Origin of the sequence: Catellatospora chokoriensis, from assembly GCF_011297315.1 — a bacterium.
Taxonomy (GTDB): domain Bacteria; phylum Actinomycetota; class Actinomycetes; order Mycobacteriales; family Micromonosporaceae; genus Catellatospora; species Catellatospora citrea.
In genome coordinates, this window is sequence record NZ_JAAOTI010000007.1 from 144,441 (window position 1) to 162,601 (window position 18,161).

The window sequence follows — 18,161 nt, forward strand, 5'->3', positions numbered from 1 at the left end:
GCCCAGGTGATCGAACGGGCGCACGGGGAAGGGCGGGGTTGTCGTGTCGATGTGGGACTGGATCGTGGTCCACGTGTGGTATCGCCCCGCCGGTGTCCTCCTGCTGCCCCTGCTCGACGCGGCAGGTCGGCATGAGCTGCGGGTGCGGCGGCGCTGCGGCGCGTGGCGGTACCTGCAGTTGATGCAACCCGCGTTGTTGATGCCAAGGGCGCGCCAGCGGTTGTTCCAGTGGGGCCTGCGGCGCTGTGCCCGGCGCGCCACGGTGGCGGACCTGGTGGAGTTTCTCGACTACGGCTGGCGGGGGCGCCTGGTCGCGGGCTGGTTGATCGCGTGCGGGAGCCGCAGCGAGCTACGCCCTCGCATCGCCCGGGACATGAGCGACCCGGGGTCGGGCGGATTCCTGCACCCGTACTGTGTCGCTTTGGCCTGCCTGGGCACGGAGCGGGATGCTCGGATTCTGAGCGACTACCTGCTCATGAGCCTCGCGCCGGAGGAGGACGAGGACGAGCGGCATTGTCAGGTCGCGGCGATGGGCGCGCTGCTGTATCTCGATGACAGTCTGGGCACCGGCTATGCCGAAGCGATCCTCGGCCCGGACGGGCTGTGGGCGCGGTGGCCGGGCGCGTCCGGTGTGTCTCTGGAGGAGGAGCGGCGCGACGCTGCCGGCCTGGTGGCATTCGCCCGCGGTGCGGACCCGGGCTTCCGCGCTCGCCTTGGCCGGTGAGCAGCCGAAGCGTAGCGGGGCAACTAAAGATTGACTGCATATACAGATTGTCTTTATATTGAACGCATGTCGATCCGCGAACCGACGTTCTTCATCCTGACCGCGCTGGCGAAGGAGCCACTGCACGGCTACGGCATCATCCGGACCGTCGACGAACTCTCCGACGGCCGGGTGAAGCTGCAGGCCGGCACGCTATACGCCGCCCTGGACCGGCTGACCGGTGAAGGGCACGTATCCCTCGATCGCGAGGAGGCCGTCGAGGGCCGCCTCCGCCGGTACTACCGGCTCACCGACGGCGGCAGAGCGCTGCTCACCGCCGAGGTGGAGTTGCTTCGCAAGAACGCTTCCCTGGCCGCAGCCCGGCTGCGCGCGATTCCGGCAGTGTAGGGGCTGACGATGACACAACTGGAAGTCGCATACCGCAGGCTGTTGCTGTGCTACCCCCGGAGCTTCCGCCGGGAACGCGGCCTGGAGGTCGTCACGACGCTGATGGACGCCGCCGAACCGGGGCGGACCAAGCCGACCAGAACGGAGGCCGTCAACCTGATCCTGAGTGGACTCGCGTGGCGGTTCAGGCTCCCCGACGGGCTCGCATACCGGCTTGCTGCCGTCGTGGTCGCGCTGTTCATCGGCCTCGCCGCATCGGCGGTCGCGAGTGAGGCGGTCTGGCGGGCATCACCGACCATGCCGACGGACGCCACGGTGGAAGCCATCGGCAGGTCCGTCACCGCCCTGGCGCCCGTCCAGGGGCCGTTCCCGTCGGCGTCCTACTCCGGGTGCGACAAGGCAGACACCAACGAGGCCTGCGAGTCCCTCGTCCCGGCGGGCGCCGACCCCGTGCTCACCCACACCTGGCTGGCGTATCAGGTGCCCGGCGCCGAGGTCAATGCATGGGTCGACCAGGCCAGAGACCGGTTCACGGCCGACGGCTGGCAGCTCGGGCAGACCGTATACAGCCGGTCCGATCAGGCCATCGCCGAGTACCCCGAGCAGACGATCTTCTGGGCGGCCAAGGGCGACCTGGTCGTCCGTATCATGGGCGACCCGACCGAGAAGTACGCGGGGATGCCGAACGTCATCATCGGCGTACACCAGCAGGCACCCCCCATGGTGACGGTCGCGGCCGTGGCGGGGCTGCTCCTCGGCGTCGCAGTCGGCTGGGTGTTCGCCGCATGGGCGCTACGCGCGTTCCAGCGGCACACCACCGCGGGCAGGCTCGCGATGCTGGTCGCCGGTGCGCCCGGGTTGTGCATAGCCGCGGCGGCGGGGGTGGCGGCGCTGGTCCTGGCGTACTACTACGCCACGGCGCTCGGCTGGTCGCACCAGGACTCCCGCTTCCCCTACCTGGTGCTCACGTATGACCGCGCGATAGCTGTCGCGGGCGGGATCAGCCTGCTGCTGTCCGCGGCGATCGCCGTGGTGGCGCCACGGGTGCGCGCGTCCGTCGCCGAGACGAGCGACGAGGTGGCGGCTTAGCCGGCCGGCCATTTCGGGGGGCCGCGGTAGGCCGGTACAGGGCCTACCGCGGCTTGGTCAGCCGAGGGCGGCGGTGATGGCGCAGCGCCGGCTCACGGCACCCGGAACGGCTCGCCGCAGCGGACGGTCTGCGGGCTGTCGGGCGGGTAGAGCCCGTCGGCCGCGGACGGATTGTCGTCGGTCACCTCGGCGAACCCGATGCAGAAGACCACCTCCTGCCCGGCCAGCGAGATCGGCGTGCGCTTGGCCGATGCCGGATGATCGGGTTCGGTCTGCAGCGGCACCCGGAAGGTGTCCGACCTGCTGGCACCCGGTTCGAGCACGGAGCCGCGGATCCGCACGGTCGGCACGCGTGCGCCGCCGCAGTCGCTGGTGTCCGGGGTCTGGCAGGGGTGGATGACGCGTTTGGCGAACTCGATCATGCCGTCGTCGCGGACGCTGACCTCCACGGGTCCCCGCGACCAGCCGGGCTGTTGCGGATCGGTCCATCCTCCGTCGTAGACGACCACCGGTGTGCCGGACCGGTTGGTCAGGGTGTACTCGACCGTGACGTCGCCGCCCGCGACGGCGGTCCGCACCGCCAGATCCAGGTCAGGCTCGCCCGAGCAGGCGGCCAGCGCTGCCGTGACGAGCAGCAGGCCGGCGACGCGGCGCAGTTTTGTCACCAGCCGTCTCCGCCGTGGGTGGTGTAGGTGTCGCGTTCGCGCATGCCCATCTCCCGGCGCAGCCCGTTCTCGGTGTACTGGATCGGGTGGTCGGGGTCGAGCTGGTCCGGCGTCGAGGAGTCGTCGTCGTGGTCGAAGGGCAGCCCCGTCGCCTGCCGTTCGCCCTTCCTGATGCCGTTGTCAGGCCCGCCGACGATCTCGTCGTCCTGGAAGGTGTCGTTCCAGTAGTCGTACACGTGCCCGAGCTCGTGGTAGAGCACCACCGACGGCCGGCCGCGCTCGGCATCGAAGGTGAAGGCCGGGTTGTACTGGATGACGGAGTCGGAGTTGGCGAGCTTGTGGCCCTTGCTGGCGTAGCCGTTCTCCTCGTCGAGCTCCTTGATCGTCAGCGTGTTCTCGCCGAACAGGAAGTTCGGGTCGCGCTTGTCCTGGAGGTTGTCCAGCATCTGCTGGCCGGTCGGCGAGGCGCGGTACATGTCGAGATCGGCGAGCACCCGTTCCTTGAACTCGTCGGAGCCTTCGATCTTGATGAACTGCGCCTTGTCGCTGATCTCGACCTTGACGTCGGAGGCCACGCCGTCGACGGTGTCCTCGTCCTGCCGGTAGGCGGTGTCCCGGCCGCCGCCCGCGGTGATCTGGTCCTTGCCGTGCCCGCCGTAGTAGACGTCGTCGCCGGTGCCCCCGGCCAGCTTGTCGTCGCCGTGGCCGCCGGACAGCACGTCGTTGCCGGTGCCGCCGTGCAGAGTGTCGTTGCCCTTCGCGCCTTCGAGGTAGTCGTCGTCCTCGCCGCCGGACAGCTGGTCGTCGCCGCCCAGGCCGTACAGGGTGTCCTGGCCGGCGCCGCCGGACAGCACGTCGTTTCCGTCCTGGCCGTCGATGTAGTCGATGCCGGCGCCGCCGGAGATGTAGTCGTCGGCGCGGCCGCCGTAGAGGTCGTCCGTGCCGCGCCCGCCGAAGATCTGCTCGGCGCCGTCGCCGCCGCGGATGGTGTCGTTGCCCGCTCCGCCGAGCAGTGTCACGCGGATGTTGGAGCCCTTCGGGACCTCGATGGTGTCGTTGCCCTCGCCGCCGCGGATGGTCACCGGGGTGCCCGGCGGGTAGTAGTAGTCCGCGCCGTTGACGCTGACGATGACGTCGCCGGTCTTCGGGTCGATCCGGACCTTGACGTCGTCGTCTCCGGTGCCGGTGTTCACGACCGCCCGGCCGTCCACCATGATCACCGATACGCCGTCGGTCGCCTCCGCGGGCAGCGTGAACGGGTCGGTGGTGCCGGTGGCGACCGCGCCCCAGTCGGCGGCGATCGTGTCCCAGCCCGACCGGTCGAAACCGCTGAGGCTCTGGGCGAGGGCCTGCTCCAGCTCCTTGCGCAGCGTTCGCGCCTCGGCGACGGCGCCGGTGATCAGCTTCTGCTCTTCCTCGCTGCGGGGATGGAACGTGCCGCCGACGTCGCGGAACTTCACCTTGTCGTACTCGGCGTCGAGCAGTCCCTGGTAGCGCTGGAGCAGATCGGCTATGCCCTCGAGCTGACCGGCCAGCTTGCCCGCGTTGTCCTGCAGCGCGTCGACGCTGGAGATCAGCTTGGTGCGGTGGTTCACATAGCTGTCACGGGCCGGGCCCGACCACTGCGAGCCCACGAGCTTCTTGGCGTCGGCGTCGAGGTCGTCGCCCAGCGACGTGGCCGACTTGCCGAACCGTCGCCAGGCTGAGGCGGCGCTGGTGATCCGTCCCGGGTTCGCGTGCAGCTGCCAGGTCGATGCGGCCGCCGTGATCGGCGGGAAGTGCTCCTGGTCTTCCGGTGGAATTCCCATCGGCGACCTCCCGTGGTCAGATCGGAATGTTGCGGTGCTTCTGGCGCAGCTTGCGCTCGGCTTCCTCGTCTGCCTGCTGGTAGGCGAAGGCCACCCGGAGCAGGCTCTCGTTGTCGACCTCCAGCACCGTTACCAGCCGCTCCGTCGCCGTGCCCGCGCTGCCCTCCACGCCGTGGTAGGCGTCGCTCTGGCTGCTCGCGTTCGCCACGTTGCCGAAGTCGGACGTGGACAGCACCGTGTCGGCCCGGACGGTGCGCAGCGCCGTCGCGAGATCCTGCGAGCCGTCCAGACAGGACTGCGCGACCCGCGCCAGCTCGACCGGATCGGCCCGTACCTCCCCGCTCATGCAGGCACCCTACAACGCCGCCGCACCGTGCTCCACTCGGCGCGTGCTGCCGTCGCGGGCGCCGTGCCGAGGAGTCGCGGTGGAGAAAAGGCGTGACAACCGGCATACCGTCCCTAGAGAATCCCGAGGTGACGTTCTCCGCCATCCTTGACCGTGTCCGCCCGCCGTCGCCGCTGGCCGGGCGTCTGTCCCTGCAGTCGCTGCTGTTCGCGCTCGGGCAGGGCACGTTCATGACCGGATCGGCGGTGTTCTTCACGCAGATCGTCGGGTTGTCGGCCGCCCAGGTCGGTCTCGGCCTGACGTTCGCCGGCATCGCCGCCTTCCTCGCCGCCGTGCCGATGGGCAAGCTGGTCGACCGCTACGGGCCGAAGAAGATGTGGGCGGTCAGCTGTGCCGGGCAGGCGGCGATGTTCTCGGTCTGGCCGTTCATCACCGACTTCACCGGCTACGTAGCCATGGCCGTGGGCATGGACGTGATCGCCGCGCTGGGCGCCGCCGCGTACGGGGCATACACGATCGACGTGCTGCCGCCGGACGAGCGGGTGCAGTCACGCGCCTACATGTACTCGGCGCTCAACCTCGGCTTCACCCTCGGCTCCGTGATGGGTGGTATCGCGCTCGCGTTCCACTCCAACGAGGTCCTGCACGCCCTGCCCTGGTTCACCGCCGCTACCTTCCTGGTCAACGGCGTCGCCGTCACGCGGCTGCCGCGGGCTTCGCACGACGAGCGCACCCCGGAGGAACGCAAGGTCCGCATCCCCGGCCCGGGCCCGCTGCGCAATCCCGGTTGGCTGCTCACGACCTTCTTCAGTGGGGTGTTCTGGACCAACCAGGTGCTGCTGAACGTCGTCATTCCACTGTGGCTGGTCGAGCAGACCGACGCCCCGCGAGTGGTGCTGGCCTTCCTGTTCGCCACCAACACCGTGATGTGCATATTCCTGCCGATGGTCACCTCCCGCAGCGTCAAGGACGTGCCGACGGCACTCAGGGCGATCCGGCTCTCCTCCATGTTCTTCGTGCTGTCCTGCCTGATCACGCTCGCGACGCACGACACCGTCGGCTGGCTGACGATCTTCCTGGTCTGGCTGGGCCACGTCGCGGTGACGGGGGCTGAGCTCTACCTCTCGGCGGCGAGCTGGTCCTTCGAAGCCGAGCTGATGGACCCGCGCCAGCGTGGCTCCTACCAGGGCGCGGCCGAGCTGAGCGGCACCCTCGGCAAGGTCTGGGCACCGGCGGTGTACACCTTCCTCGCGTTGAGCTGGGGCGCCGCCGGCTGGCTGGTGATCGCCGGCATCATCGTGGCCGCCACCATCGCCATCCACCCGTCGGTCCGGCTGGCCCGGCGATTCCTCGAACGGCACGTCCCCGCGGACGTGCTGGCCGACGCCCGCGCCTCCGGCGGCGAGGACGAAGGGGCGAGTGCGCCGTCGCCGCGCGAGGCCGACGTGTCGCAGCCGGAGTCGGCCGGCAGCCGTTAGGCATACCACTCGTCATCGCGTAAGGGTGCCGCTGAGCAGGGCAAAGGCTATCCTTGCCGAAATGCGCGCCCCCGGAGACTCCTCGTCCGCCCGGCATACGGCCCGCCCGGATGGTGGTCTTCGGCGGCGGGTCGGTGCTCGGGCGGCGGGCCTGCTGGCGGTCGCTGTGCTCCTGGGCTCCGCGATGTCCGGTTGTACGGGCACCCCGGCAGACCCGAAAGCCGACAAGCAGGCAGAAACCGTGACGGCATCGCTGACAGTGCGCACCGAGTCACCAAGCCCAGCGCGTACCGAGTCGCCGAGCCCCACGCCCACCCGCGTCGGCAACGCCACCCCCGCACCGTCCTGGCTGGGAACACGAGCGCTCCCGGTCGGGCCGCAGGGGTACGCCGCAGCCCAGCCGACCCCGCCCGAGCTGCGTAACCGGTCGATCATCACCGTCGACGAGCTGCCGCCCCCGGCCGACGGCCGCTTCCACGCAACCGTCCAGGCAGTGCCCGCCGGCGTACTGGCGCGATCCAGCTGGACCAAGAAGTGCCCGATCGCCGCGGCCGACCTGCGCTACCTCACGGTCAGCTTCCGCGGCTTCGACGGCCGTGCCCACACCGGCGAGCTGCTGGCCAACGCTCGGGCGGCCGACGACCTGGTCACCGTGTTCAAGAGACTCTTCGCCGCGGACTTTCCGATCGAGCGGATGCGGATCTCCGGCGCCGCGGAACTGAACGCGCCGTCGACCGGCGACGCCAACACCACCGAGGTGTTCGCCTGCCGGCCGGTACGCGGCCACAAGGGGTGGTCCCAGCACGCCTACGGGCTCGCCGTGGATCTGAACCCGTTCCAGAACCCGTACCACAAAGGCAAGGTCGTCCTGCCTGAGCTCGCCACCGCCTACCTCGACCGAGCCGAAACGCGGCCCGGGATGGCGCAGCCCCGCGAGGAGGCCGTCCAGGCCTTCGCCGCGATCGGGTGGAAGTGGGGCGGGGACTACCGGTCCCTGAAGGACTACATGCACTTCTCCGCCACCGGCGGTTGATTTCGGGGCCAGGTTTCGCGTCGGTGGTTACTGTGACCGGGCAGGTTCTTCACCATCGGCGCGGGAGTGTCCATGAAGGCCGTCGTCTACACCCGATACGGAACCCCTGACGAACTGCGGTTGACCGAGGTGCCGACGCCGGTGCCGCAGGGCAGCGAGGTGCTGGTCAAGGTGCGCTCGGTGTCGCTGAACCTGTCCGATTGGGAGGGGCTGCGCGGCAAACCGCTGTACTCACGATTCGGCGGGCTGCGCAGACCACGACGTCACGTGCTCGGGTCGGACATCGCCGGGCAGGTGGTGGCGACCGGCCCCGACGCGACGCAGTTCCAGCCGGGCGACGACGTCTACGCCGACATCCTCACCTACCTCGGCGGCTTCGCGGAGTACGTCTGCGTGCCGCAGGCCGTGCTGGCGCGGATGCCCGACGCGATGACCTACGAGCAGGCGGCCGCGCTACCCCAGGCCGCGGCCATCGCGCTGCAGGGCATCGTGGTGAAGGGAAAGGTCCGGGCCGGGCAGCGGGTGCTGATCAACGGTGCCGGCGGTGGCTCGGGCATGTACGCGATCCAGCTCGCCAAGCTGCACGGTGCCGAGGTGACCGGCGTCGACAACGGCGAGAAGCAGGAGTCGATGCGAGCGCTGGGCGCCGATCACACCATCGACTACACCCGAGCGGACTTCACCCGCGACGGCCGCACCTACGATCTGATCCTCGATCTGGCCGCCTACCGTTCGGTGCGCGCGTATCACCGCTCGCTGGCACCCGGCGGGCGCTACTTCTGTGTCGGTGGTTCGGCGGGCACGCTGCTGCGGGTGCTGGTGGGCGGGGCGGTGACCGGTCGCCTGGCGGACAAGAAGGTCCGGGTGCTGGCGGTGCGGCTGGGCGTCGCGCACCTGCAGCCGATCCTGGAGCTGTGCCGGCAGGGGAAGATCGTCACGATCATCGACCGGCGGTACCGGCTGGACGAGGTGCCGCAGGCGCTGCGCTACCTCGGTGAGGGCCACGCCAAGGGCAAGGTCGTCGTCAACATCGACTGACGACGTGGCTCCTGTGACGGTGCCGGGCCGGGACGAGCGTCCCGGCCCGGCGGTGCGCTGAGCCGTGGCCCGCTCAGCCGACCGCCTTGCGCACCAGCTCGCCGATCATCGCCTCGTCGGCGGGGGACAGCTCGGTCATCGCGAACGCGGTCGGCCACATCGTGCCGTCGTCGAGGCTGGCCACGTCGTTGAAGCCGAACGTCGCGTAGCGCGTGTTGAACTTCTGCGCGGCCTGGTAGAAGCAGAGCACCTTGCCGTCGCGGGCGTAGGCGGGCATGCCGTACCAGAGCTTGGGCGAAAGCTGCGGCGCGTTGGCCCGGACGATGGCGTGGATGCGCTCGGCGCGAGTGCGGTCCGGCTCCGCCATCTCGGCGATCTTCGCCAGCACGGCGGGCTCCTCGTCGCCCTTGGTGCTGCGGCGCGCCGACTTGAGCTCCTTGGCGCGCTCCTTCATGGCCCCGCGCTCGTCGTCGGTGAAGCCGTCGTACTTCTCGGCGGGCTTGGCGGTCTTGGCGGCGCGGTTCGTGGTGGCCATGTCAGGTCTCCTGCCTGTCTCAGCTGCGGGTGAAAGTCCCGGGCGGGGTGCTTTCGTGCTTCCCAGTCTTCGCCAGGACGGCCCGCAGGGCATCCGTGTTCACCACGGAACCGGCCACGGAGCGGCGGCGCCTACCGCCCCGGGCGCGGGTTCAGCGAGCGGCGGAGTCCGCGGTGAGGGCGGCTTTGGCCTGGACGCTGGCGTCGTCGACGAGCACCTCGGGCCGGCCGGCCTCGATGCCGTCGAGTGCCGCGCGCACGACGTCGGCGGGGTCGTTCTTGGCGACGTCCAGGCCGGCCATCATGTCGGTGTCGGTGGAGCCCATGTGCAGGCCGGTCACCTTCGTGCCCTGGCTGGCGAGTTCCATCCGGATACCGTTGGTGAGGCTCCACTGCGCCGCTTTCGCGGCGCCGTAGGCGTTGGCGCCGTCGTAGGCCAGCCACGACATCGCCGACAGGACGTTGAGGATCGCCCCGCCGCGGTTGGCGGCCAGCACGGGAGCGAACGCCCGGACCATCGCGAGCGTGCCGAAGAAGTGCGTGTCCATCTCCAGCCGGATCTTGTCGAGCTCTCCGGTGATCAGGTTCTGGCCGGTGAGGACGCCGGCGTTGTTGATCAGAAGGGTGACGTCCGAGGCGGCCGCGGCCGCGGCTGCGACGGAGGTCGGGTCGGTGATGTCCAGGCGCAGCACCTGCACGCCCGGCAGGTCGACGAGCGCGGCGTTGCGCGCCGTCGCGTAGACCTTGGTCGCTCCCCGCTCCAGCAGTTGCATGGCGAAGTGTCGCCCGATGCCGCGGTTGGCCCCGGTGACGAGGGCTACCGAACCGTTGATGTCCATGGTTGTCTCCTGTGGGATCGATGTCTGTCAGCTGTGCTGGGGTTAAGCTAGAACCTGACGTTGACGTCAGAGGCAAGTCGAGTGACCCTGTTCACGAAGGGGGCGCGATGCGCATCGGTGAGCTGGCCACCAGATCGGGTGTGAGCGTGCGGGCCCTGCGCTACTACGAGGAGCAGCACCTTCTCGCCCCGGAGCGCAGTCCGAGCGGGCAGCGCCGGTATCCGGACGCGGCGCTCGACCGTGTCCAATGGATACAGCAGTTGTATGCCGCCGGACTGCCCAGCAAGAAGATCGTGGAGCTGCTGCCGTGCCTGGACACGGGCATCAGCACGTCGGCCACGCTCGCCCTGCTGAAGGCCGAACGAGAACGCATCCACACCCAGATGGCCGGCCTGGTGAAGATGCGCGACAAGCTCGACACCCTCATCGCCGTGGCGGAACAGACCGCGCCCCGCTCGACGTGAGTCGCGGCTGGACACCGCGCCCGGCCCGGGTCGATGCTCAGCCGCGGTGGGTCTCCAGCAGTCGCAGCCAGACCTCGCCGAGGGTGGGGAAGGCGGGGACGGCGTGCCAGAGCCGGTCGAGGGGCACCTCGCCGGCGACCGCGATGGTGGCCGAGTGCACGAGTTCCCCGACGCCGGGGCCGGCGAAGGTGACGCCGACTACGGTGTCGCGGTCGGTGTCGACGAGCATGCGAGCCCAGCCGCGGTAGTCCGCGCCGTACTGGTGGGCGCCGGCGACCTGGGCGAGGTCGTAGTCGACGACGGCGATGCGGCGTCCGCTCCGCTCGGCCTCGCGGCTGGTCAGGCCCACGGCGGCGACCTCGGGAGTGGTGAACACGACCTGGGGGACAGCCGCGTGGTCGGCGGTGGCGGCATGCGCGCCCCACGGGGCGTCGTCGACGGGCTCGCCCTTGGCGCGGGCGCCGATGACGGCCCCGGCGATCCGGGCCTGGTACTTGCCCTGATGTGTCATCAGCGCGCGGCCGTTGACGTCGCCGACGGCGTAGAGCCAGCTGCCGTCGACGCCGGTGACCCGGAAGGTGTCGTCGACGGTCAGCCAGTCGCCGGGGGTGAGGCCCACGGTTTCCAGGCCGACGTCGCGGGTCTGCGGGGCACGGCCGGTCGCCAGCAGGATCTCGTCCGCGGCCAGCTGTCCGCCGTCGGAGAGCGTCATCCGCACCTCGCCACCCTCGCGGGCCAGGGCGGTGACAGTGGTGTCGAAGCGGATGTCGACGCCTGCCGCGCGCAGCCCGTCGGTGACCAGTTCGCCGGCGAACGGCTCCATCCGGTCGAGGAGTCCGTGCTCGCGAACGAGCATGGTGACCTGGGAGCCGAGGGCCTGCCAGGCGGTGGCCATCTCGACGGCGACCACACCGCCGCCGACGACGGCGAGGCGGCCCGGCACCTGGTCGGCGCTGGTGGCCTCACGGCTGGTCCAGGGGCGGACGGTGTCGAGTCCGGAGATGGGCGGCAGGGCGGCGCGGCTGCCGGTGGAGATCGCGACGGCGTGCCGGGCGGTCAGGGCGATCGTGTCGCCCTCGGGGGTATGCACGGCGACCTGCTTGGGGCCGGTGAGGCGGCCGTGGCCGCGGACGAGGTCGACGGAGACCGAGTTCAGCCAGTCGACCTGGTCCTCGTCCTTCCAGTACGAGGACATCCGGTCGCGATGGGCGAGGACCGCCGCGACGTCCAGCGGGCCGGCCACCGCCGGGTCGAGTCCGGGGATGCGGCTCGCGTCGGCACGTGCCACGACCGGGCGCAGCAGCGCCTTGCTCGGGTCGCAGGCCCAGAACGAGCATTCGCCGCCGAGGAGTTCGCGCTCCACGATCACGGCGCTGAGCCCTGCGGCACGGGCGCGTTCGGCCACGTTCTCGCCGACCGGCCCCCCGCCGATGACGATCACGTCGTAGGTGCGGGTCGTCTCAGTCATCACTGCTGCTTTCCTCACTGTTTCGTTCCTCATCGCTTGCTCGGACCTGGCTTGTCGGGTCGTCAGCGGCCGGGCAGGCGCTGCGAGACCTCCTGGAGCACCCAGCCGTTGCCGTCCGGGTCGTGGAAGGTGAGATAGGAGCCGTAGGAGGCGCGCTCGGGATGCAGCCCGGCCCGCCGCTGCTGGCCGGGGGCGCGGTGGGTGACGTCGCCGCCCTCGTGGCCGTGGAACAGGCCGTCGGCGTCGTGGAAGATCTCGCTGACGTCGATGCCGCGGCCGGCGAGCTCCGCGCGGGCCGCCTCGATGTCGGACACGATGAGGTACAGGCCCTGGAACGAGCCGGGAGCGATGGGGGTCACCCCCTCGCCGAACATGATCGAGCACGCGGAGCCGGGCGGCGTGAAGTGCACGACCCGGACGTGCTCGCTCGCCGCGTAGTCGACGTCCAGGCGGAAGCCGACCTTCTCGTAGAAGGCCTTGGCCCGGTCGATGTCGGAGACGGGCAGCACGATCACTTCGAGTTTCAGATCCATGGGATGTCCTTGCTTCTTGACGTGGGTGAGATTGCGCCCCATGCGTCACCGGCTCAACAGGTGGCGGCCGTCAGCCGGGGCATCTCGTTGCCCTGGGCTGCTTGGGCGGACAGCGGCACCGCCGAAGGGGTGACGCGCTGTTCGGAAGCCACGCTAGAACCTGACGTCGGCGTCAGGGGCAAGACAGGTGACCCGGTTCACGCAGGGAGTCACCAATGCACATTGCTGCGGACTTGAACGTGTTCAAGTCCATGCGCTAGCCTCCGAGAGCGGTACTTGAACGTGTTCAAGTACCGTCTTCGGGGAGGAGCGGCCGCATGGCCCTGCTGGTAAATTCGATCATCATGCTCGGCATGCTCGTGTTGATGCCGCTCGGACTACGGCTCGTCGACGGCCCCGGCATCGCCCGGCTGGCCAGGTGGTGGCCGGTCGTCGCCGTGCCGTCGGCGGTCGCGCTGTGGCTGCCGCGGGGAGCGCTCGCCGCCGGCCTGTGCGTGCCGTACGCCCTGATGACCCTGCTGCTGCTCGCGGGTCTGGCGGTCACCCGCCTGGCGCAGCGGCGCAGCCTGGCTTCCGCAGAGGTGGCGGTGCTGACCGCACTGGCCGCGCCGACCGCGGCCGCGAGCGCGCTGGTCGCCGAGCGCGCCGGGCACGAGCTGTTCGGCTTCGGCCTCGGCATCCTCGCGTTGACCGTGCCGCACCTTCATTTCGCCGGCTTCGGAGCCGCGCTCATCGCGGGCCTGGTCTGCCGGAGCGTGGACAGCGGCGCCGCCCGAGCCGCCGCCTGGTGCGTGCCCGTCGGAACGCTGCTGGTGCTCGCCGGCTACTTCGTCGACGACACCGCCGAGCTCGCCGGTGCCGTCGTGCTCACCACCGGCATGTGGCTCATCGCCTGGCTCACCTGGCGCGACGTTCGGGCCCGCAGCGCCGACCGGGCGACCCGGACGCTGCTGGCCGTCGCGGCCGCGACCCTCGCGGTCACCATGCTGCTGGCGCTGAGCTGGGCGCTGGGCGAGGCCACCGGGCTGCCACACCCGTCGTTGGCCTGGATGGCGGCCACGCACGGGCTGGCCAATGCGCTCGCCTTCGTGCTGTGCGCGCTGGTGGCGTGGCGGCGGACGGGGGTGCGGGCATGACCGGGTTCAGCTACGCAGAGGTCGGCGCCACCCGCGACGACGTGCTGCCGCGCGGCTACCACCACCTGCACTACCGCACCCGTGTCGGGAACGCCTCGGCGATGGCCGCCGCGGCGGACGCGGTGCTGACCTTCGCTCCGCAGCGTGCCGCCGGGGTGCTCGTCGACGCCGCCGGCCCGCGTGCGGTCGAGGGGCTCGCCGTGACGTCGCGGCTCGGCTTCGGGCCGCTGCGCATCGCCGCGCCGTGCCGGGTGGTGTGGGTGGAGCACGAGCCGCGGCGGGCCGGTTTCGGGTACGGAACGCTGGCCGGACACCCCGCGCGGGGTGAGGAGTCGTTCGTGGTCGAGCTGCTCGACGGGGAGGTCTGGTTCACGATGACCGCGTTCAGTCGCCCCGCCCGCTGGTACACCAAGGCCGCCGGGCCGCTGGTGGTCGCCTTCCAGCAGGCGTACGCCCGGATGCTGGGACGTGCGCTGCGCCGCCTTGTCAGCCGAGTCGGCTGACCGATGAGGACCGCGCCCCGCCCGGCTCGGCCCCGGGCGCGGCGCTCTGCCGTCGTCGAAAAGTTCGGGATACATCACCTCTTGACGCTAGTCAGCGCGTTTATGTCCTTACGGGACGCTCTTGTGTAACACATAGGCCTTCATTAGTGTGGGCCAGCAAGCGCTTTCCGGGCGGCGTGGCAGGGGTTCGGCTCGGGGGGCTGTCCTCCGGTGACCGCACGTCCAGAAGGGACACTTTTTATGAAACGATTCAAGATCACCATGGCGGCGGTGGCGAGCGCGGCTCTGCTGCTCGCCGGCTGCGGCGGCGAGCCCGCGGGGCCGAGCGCCGACTTCGATCCGAACGCACCGGTCACTCTGGACCTGGCGTTCTGGGGCAACGACACCCGGGCCGGCTTCTACCAGGACGCGATCGCGAAGTTCAACGAGAAGTACCCGAAGATCACCGTCAACTCCACCTTCCTGCCCTTCCCGGAGTTCTGGGAGAAGCGCCAGATCGAGGCGGCAGGCCATGACCTGCCCGACGTGATGCAGTTCGACTACGCCTACCTGCGCCAGTACTCGCAGAACCGGCTCCTGCTCGACCTGAAGCCCTACCTGGGCAAGTACATCAAGACCGACGGGTTCGCCGAGTCGACCCTGGGCATCGGCGTCGTGAACGGCGTGACGACCGCGCTGCCGATCGGCACCAACGCGTGGGCGATGTTCACCAACACCGCTCTGGTCACCAAGACCGGTGCCGGTGCGTACGCGGGCGGCACGTCGTGGGACGAGTACGCGACGTGGATGGGCTCGGTGGTCAAGGCCGGCGGCGGTTCGGTGTGGGGCGGCACCGATCCGACCGGACGCATCCAGAACTTCGAGATCTCCCTGCGGGCCAACGGCAAGAACCTGTTCGACGACGCCGGCGCGCCGCAGTTCACCAAGGCGGAGCTGGCCGAGTTCTGGGGCAGGGGCGCGCAGGTGCGGGGCACCGGCGCGACGATCCCGACCAAGCGCCTGCTCGAGGTCGCGCCCAAGTCCGGTTTCGGCGCCGGTCTGACGACCAGCGAACTGACCTGGGACAACTTCGGCGCAGGCTACGCCGGTGATCTCGGCGCCGACGCGAGCGGTCTGGCGCTGACCGCCCCGCCCGTGACCAAGGCGGGCGCGAAGGACCTGTACCTCAAGCCGTCGATGCTGCACGCCATCGCGGCCAACAGCGCGCACCCGGAGGCGTCGGCGCTGCTGGTCGACTTCCTGCTCAACAGCCAGGAGGCGGGCGCGGTGTTCGGCACGAACCGGGGGCTGCCGGCGTCGTCGACGCACCTGGCCGGGGTGAAGCTCGACCCGCTGTCGCAGAAGATCCTCGACTACGAGACCTCGATCAAGGACCGTCTCGGTGCGGCGCCGCCGGTTCCGGTGGTCGGCTACGGCTCCATCGAGGAGAAGTTCCGGCAGCTGGGCGAGGAGCTCGGGCTGGGGACGGTCACCGTCGAGCAGGCGGTGGACCAGTTCTTCAGCGAGATGGACACGATCCTCAAGAAGTAGGCACGTGGCGCTGATCGCGCACACCCGTCGGACCTGAACGAGCGGAGAATCATGGTGACAGTCCCTACGCCTGCGGGGACGCCGACGGCACGCGACTCCGGCCGCACGGCGCAGCGTCGTGCGGCCGCAGCGTCCCCGGCGGGGGAGCCGGGCAGGCCGGGGCGCGCGTCCGGGGGCGCCGCGGCGGCGGCACGGCGAGAGACGATCGCCGGGTACGGGTTCCTGGCGCCGTGGCTCGTCGGGTTCTTCGGCCTCACCGTCGGGCCGATGGCCGTCTCGCTGTACCTGGCGTTCACCCGGTACGACATCTTCAACCCGCCGGAATGGGTCGGGTTCGGCAACTTCGTGCGGATGTTCACCGACGACCCGGTCTTCCTGCGTTCGGCGCGGGTGACCCTCGAGTACGTGATCATCGGTACGCCGGTCAAGCTCGCCGCGGCGCTGGCGGTTGCGTTGCTGCTCAACTCGATCACCCACGGCTCGGGGTTCTTCCGGTCGGCGTTCTACACGCCGAGCCTCATCGGGGCCAGCGTCTCGGTGGCGATCGTGTGGCGGGCGATGTTCGCCGGCGACGGCCCGGTGGACAGTTCGCTGCAGGTGCTGGGAGTCGAGCTGGGTGGCTGGGTCGGTGACGTCGACCTGGCCATACCAATGATGATCATCCTGGTGGTGTGGCAGTTCGGCGCCCCGATGGTCATCTTCCTGGCCGGGCTCAAGCAGGTCCCCGCCGAGCTGTACGAGGCGGCGCAGGTGGACGGCGCCGGCCCGGTCCACCGGTTCTGGAAGGTCACCGTGCCGATGCTGTCGCCGGTCATCTTCTTCAACCTGCTGCTGGAGACAATCCACGCCTTCCAGGTGTTCGGGTCCGCGTTCATCATCTCCAACGGCTCGGGCGCCCCGGGCGGCCGGCTCAACTTCATCACGCTCTACATGTACAAGCGCGGCTTCGCCGACATGCAGATGGGCTACGCGGCGGCGATCGCCTGGGTCGTCCTGGTCGTCGTCGCGATCATCGCAGCGATCATGTTCCGGACCGCCCGGTCGTGGGTCTACTACGCGGGAGACAATCGGTGACCACCGTCGAGCACGTCCAGCCCGGACACGAGACCGCCGAGATCACGGCCGGTGAAGGCCGTCCGGCCCGACCGCGCCGGCGTCGCCGTGGCCTGGTGACCACGATCGTGTGGTATCTGATGCTGCTGGCGCTGGCGGCGGTCGTGCTCTACCCGATTGTCTGGCTGTTCTTCGCCACGCTCAAGCCGTCGAGCGAGTTCGGCCGCAACAGCGGTCTGCTGCCGTGGGAACCGACACTGGACAACTACGCCCGGGTGTGGGACGGCATCGCGGGCATCCCGCTGTGGCGCTACGGTCTCAACTCACTGATCGTGGCGTCCCTGGCCGTGGTCGGCACGCTGGGCTCCAGCGCCCTGGCCGGGTACGCGTTCGCCCGTGTCGCGTTCAAGGGCTCGCAGGTCCTGTTCGCCGCGATGATCGGAACGCTGCTCCTGCCGTTCCACGTGATCATCATTCCGCAGTACATCATCTTCAACAAGCTGGACCTGCTGGACACCTACGTCCCGCTGCTCATCGGCAAGTTCCTCGGCACGGAGGCGTTCTTCGTCTTCCTCATGGTGCAGTTCATCCGCAACATCCCGCGGGAGCTGGACGAGGCGGCCCGCATCGACGGCGCCGGACACCCGCGCATCTTCTGGTCGATCGTCGTGCCGCTGCTGCGACCGGCGCTGGTCACCGGCGGGATCTTCAGCTTCATCTGGACCTGGAACGACTTCCTCGGGCCGCTGATCTACCTCACCTCACCGGAGAACTACACCCTGCCGATCGCGCTGCGCCTCTACAACGACACGACCAGCACCTCCGACTACGGCGCCACCGTCGCCGCCTCGCTGCTGTCGCTGATCCCGGTCCTGCTGTTCTTCCTGATCTTCCAGCGGATGCTGATCCGGGGCGTCGCCACCCAGGGCCTGAAGGGATGAGGGCCAGGCTCACCGCCGGCGGGGGCTTCGCACTCCTCGGCGAGGTGCTGCTGACCGGCGTCGTCGTCGCGCTGCTGGCCCTGCCCGTGCTGACGCTGCCTGCCGCGCTCGCCGCCGGCATCGGCCACCTGCGGCGGTACGTCGCCGATGAGGGATCGCCCCACGCCGCAACCTGGCGCGACGCCAGGGCGGCCGCCGCCGGCGGGGTGATGGTCGCGCTGCTCGCGCTGGTCGGGTCCACCGCGGCGACCCTCGCGATCGGACTCGCGGATGCCGACCCGACACCGGCGGGCGCCGTGATGGGGCTCGTCGGCCGGCTCGCCATCGGCATCGTCGCGACCGGCGTCGTGATGGCGGCCGGGGCGTGGACCAGGGACGGCGGGTGGCGGTCCGCGGTCCGGGGGCTGCGCGGCCAACTGGACGCCGACCCGGCGGCGGCCCTGCACGTGTTCGTCGCGGTGGCGCTCACCGCGGTGCTGACGTGGCAGTTCCCACTGCTGCTCGTCCCGTCGCTCGGCGTGGTCGCGTTCGCGGTCGTCGCCGTGCAGCACCGCGCACGCCGACGGCTGCCCTGACCGCGGCATCGACCCCG

20 protein-coding genes are annotated in these 18,161 nt (G+C 70.2%); 13 read left to right on the top strand and 7 right to left on the bottom strand.

The features are described 5' to 3' along the window. Nucleotides 1-49: 49 nt before the first annotated feature. From HAV39_RS12965 to HAV39_RS12975, 3 genes are all read left to right on the top strand, one after another. Nucleotides 50-724: a DUF6000 family protein gene (locus HAV39_RS12965; RefSeq protein WP_203736119.1), complete on the top strand. Its 675-nt coding sequence runs from the start codon at nucleotides 50-52 to the stop codon at nucleotides 722-724. 66 nt (nucleotides 725-790) lie between these two features. Then, a complete protein-coding gene (locus HAV39_RS12970; RefSeq protein ID WP_191839445.1) occupies nucleotides 791-1,111 on the top strand; it encodes a PadR family transcriptional regulator in 321 nt (106 codons plus the stop codon). Between the two features lie 9 nt (nucleotides 1,112-1,120). Beyond that, nucleotides 1,121-2,200, top strand: coding sequence for a hypothetical protein (locus HAV39_RS12975; protein WP_191839446.1), 1,080 nt, complete (start codon nucleotides 1,121-1,123; stop codon nucleotides 2,198-2,200). Between the two features lie 92 nt (nucleotides 2,201-2,292). On the opposite strand, the gene HAV39_RS12980 is transcribed toward HAV39_RS12975, so the two are convergent. Genes HAV39_RS12980 through HAV39_RS12990 form a run of 3 tightly spaced genes read right to left on the bottom strand, consistent with a single transcriptional unit; the run spans nucleotide 2,293 to nucleotide 5,019 of the window. Further along, nucleotides 2,293-2,865 (bottom strand): hypothetical protein, encoded by a 573-nt coding sequence (locus tag HAV39_RS12980; protein ID WP_191839447.1) that lies wholly within the window; start codon nucleotides 2,863-2,865, stop codon nucleotides 2,293-2,295. Next, complete coding sequence (locus HAV39_RS12985; RefSeq protein ID WP_191839448.1) at nucleotides 2,862-4,673, bottom strand: M91 family zinc metallopeptidase; 1,812 nt, start codon at nucleotides 4,671-4,673, stop codon at nucleotides 2,862-2,864. The genes HAV39_RS12980 and HAV39_RS12985 overlap by 4 nt, the downstream gene beginning before the upstream one ends. Nucleotides 4,674-4,689: 16 nt before the next feature. Further along, entirely contained in the window at nucleotides 4,690-5,019 is a 330-nt protein-coding gene (locus HAV39_RS12990) for a hypothetical protein (protein WP_191839449.1), read from the bottom strand. Between the two features lie 128 nt (nucleotides 5,020-5,147). Here HAV39_RS12990 and HAV39_RS12995 point away from each other — a divergent pair, with 128 nt between their 5' ends. From HAV39_RS12995 to HAV39_RS13005, 3 genes are all read left to right on the top strand, one after another. Continuing rightward, nucleotides 5,148-6,497 carry an MFS transporter gene (locus tag HAV39_RS12995; RefSeq protein WP_191839450.1) on the top strand — a complete coding sequence of 450 codons (1,350 nt, stop codon included), beginning with the start codon at nucleotides 5,148-5,150 and terminating at the stop codon, nucleotides 6,495-6,497. A gap of 61 nt (nucleotides 6,498-6,558) precedes the next feature. Next, entirely contained in the window at nucleotides 6,559-7,530 is a 972-nt protein-coding gene (locus HAV39_RS13000) for a M15 family metallopeptidase (protein WP_244958801.1), read from the top strand. Nucleotides 7,531-7,602: 72 nt separating this feature from the next. Beyond that, on the top strand, nucleotides 7,603-8,568 hold the full coding sequence (locus HAV39_RS13005) for an NAD(P)-dependent alcohol dehydrogenase (RefSeq protein ID WP_191839451.1): 966 nt from the start codon (nucleotides 7,603-7,605) through the stop codon (nucleotides 8,566-8,568). A 73-nt stretch (nucleotides 8,569-8,641) separates the two neighbouring features. Here the strand turns inward: HAV39_RS13005 and HAV39_RS13010 are convergent, their stop codons facing one another. Together HAV39_RS13010 and HAV39_RS13015 are read right to left on the bottom strand one after the other, a co-directional pair. After that, nucleotides 8,642-9,103: an iron chaperone gene (locus HAV39_RS13010; RefSeq protein WP_191839452.1), complete on the bottom strand. Its 462-nt coding sequence runs from the start codon at nucleotides 9,101-9,103 to the stop codon at nucleotides 8,642-8,644. Nucleotides 9,104-9,254: 151 nt separating this feature from the next. Further along, nucleotides 9,255-9,941, bottom strand: a complete 687-nt coding sequence (locus HAV39_RS13015) for an SDR family oxidoreductase (protein ID WP_191839453.1) — start codon at nucleotides 9,939-9,941, stop codon at nucleotides 9,255-9,257. A 107-nt stretch (nucleotides 9,942-10,048) separates the two neighbouring features. On the opposite strand from HAV39_RS13015, the gene HAV39_RS13020 reads away from it, so the two are divergent. Beyond that, a complete protein-coding gene (locus HAV39_RS13020; RefSeq protein ID WP_191839454.1) occupies nucleotides 10,049-10,405 on the top strand; it encodes a MerR family transcriptional regulator in 357 nt (118 codons plus the stop codon). Between the two features lie 37 nt (nucleotides 10,406-10,442). Here the strand turns inward: HAV39_RS13020 and HAV39_RS13025 are convergent, their stop codons facing one another. Continuing rightward, nucleotides 10,443-11,873: a dihydrolipoyl dehydrogenase family protein gene (locus HAV39_RS13025; RefSeq protein WP_191839455.1), complete on the bottom strand. Its 1,431-nt coding sequence runs from the start codon at nucleotides 11,871-11,873 to the stop codon at nucleotides 10,443-10,445. A gap of 62 nt (nucleotides 11,874-11,935) precedes the next feature. Continuing rightward, entirely contained in the window at nucleotides 11,936-12,406 is a 471-nt protein-coding gene (locus tag HAV39_RS13030; protein WP_191839456.1) for a VOC family protein, read from the bottom strand. A 317-nt stretch (nucleotides 12,407-12,723) separates the two neighbouring features. Between HAV39_RS13030 and HAV39_RS13035 the strand changes: the two genes are divergently transcribed. The 6 genes from HAV39_RS13035 (at nucleotide 12,724) to HAV39_RS13060 (ending at nucleotide 18,144) form a co-directional block, all read left to right on the top strand. Next, on the top strand, nucleotides 12,724-13,542 hold the full coding sequence (locus HAV39_RS13035; protein ID WP_191839457.1) for a YndJ family protein: 819 nt from the start codon (nucleotides 12,724-12,726) through the stop codon (nucleotides 13,540-13,542). Beyond that, nucleotides 13,539-14,045 (top strand): DUF1990 domain-containing protein, encoded by a 507-nt coding sequence (locus HAV39_RS13040; protein WP_191839458.1) that lies wholly within the window; start codon nucleotides 13,539-13,541, stop codon nucleotides 14,043-14,045. The genes HAV39_RS13035 and HAV39_RS13040 overlap by 4 nt, the downstream gene beginning before the upstream one ends. A gap of 240 nt (nucleotides 14,046-14,285) precedes the next feature. Continuing rightward, nucleotides 14,286-15,575, top strand: coding sequence for an ABC transporter substrate-binding protein (locus tag HAV39_RS13045; RefSeq protein ID WP_191839459.1), 1,290 nt, complete (start codon nucleotides 14,286-14,288; stop codon nucleotides 15,573-15,575). 51 nt (nucleotides 15,576-15,626) lie between these two features. Further along, nucleotides 15,627-16,649 (top strand): carbohydrate ABC transporter permease, encoded by a 1,023-nt coding sequence (locus HAV39_RS13050; protein ID WP_191839460.1) that lies wholly within the window; start codon nucleotides 15,627-15,629, stop codon nucleotides 16,647-16,649. Then, complete coding sequence (locus HAV39_RS13055; RefSeq protein ID WP_239120326.1) at nucleotides 16,646-17,569, top strand: carbohydrate ABC transporter permease; 924 nt, start codon at nucleotides 16,646-16,648, stop codon at nucleotides 17,567-17,569. The genes HAV39_RS13050 and HAV39_RS13055 overlap by 4 nt, the downstream gene beginning before the upstream one ends. Further along, nucleotides 17,566-18,144, top strand: a complete 579-nt coding sequence (locus HAV39_RS13060; RefSeq protein ID WP_191839461.1) for a hypothetical protein — start codon at nucleotides 17,566-17,568, stop codon at nucleotides 18,142-18,144. Before HAV39_RS13055 ends, HAV39_RS13060 begins: the two co-directional genes overlap by 4 nt. Nucleotides 18,145-18,161 lie beyond the last annotated feature (17 nt).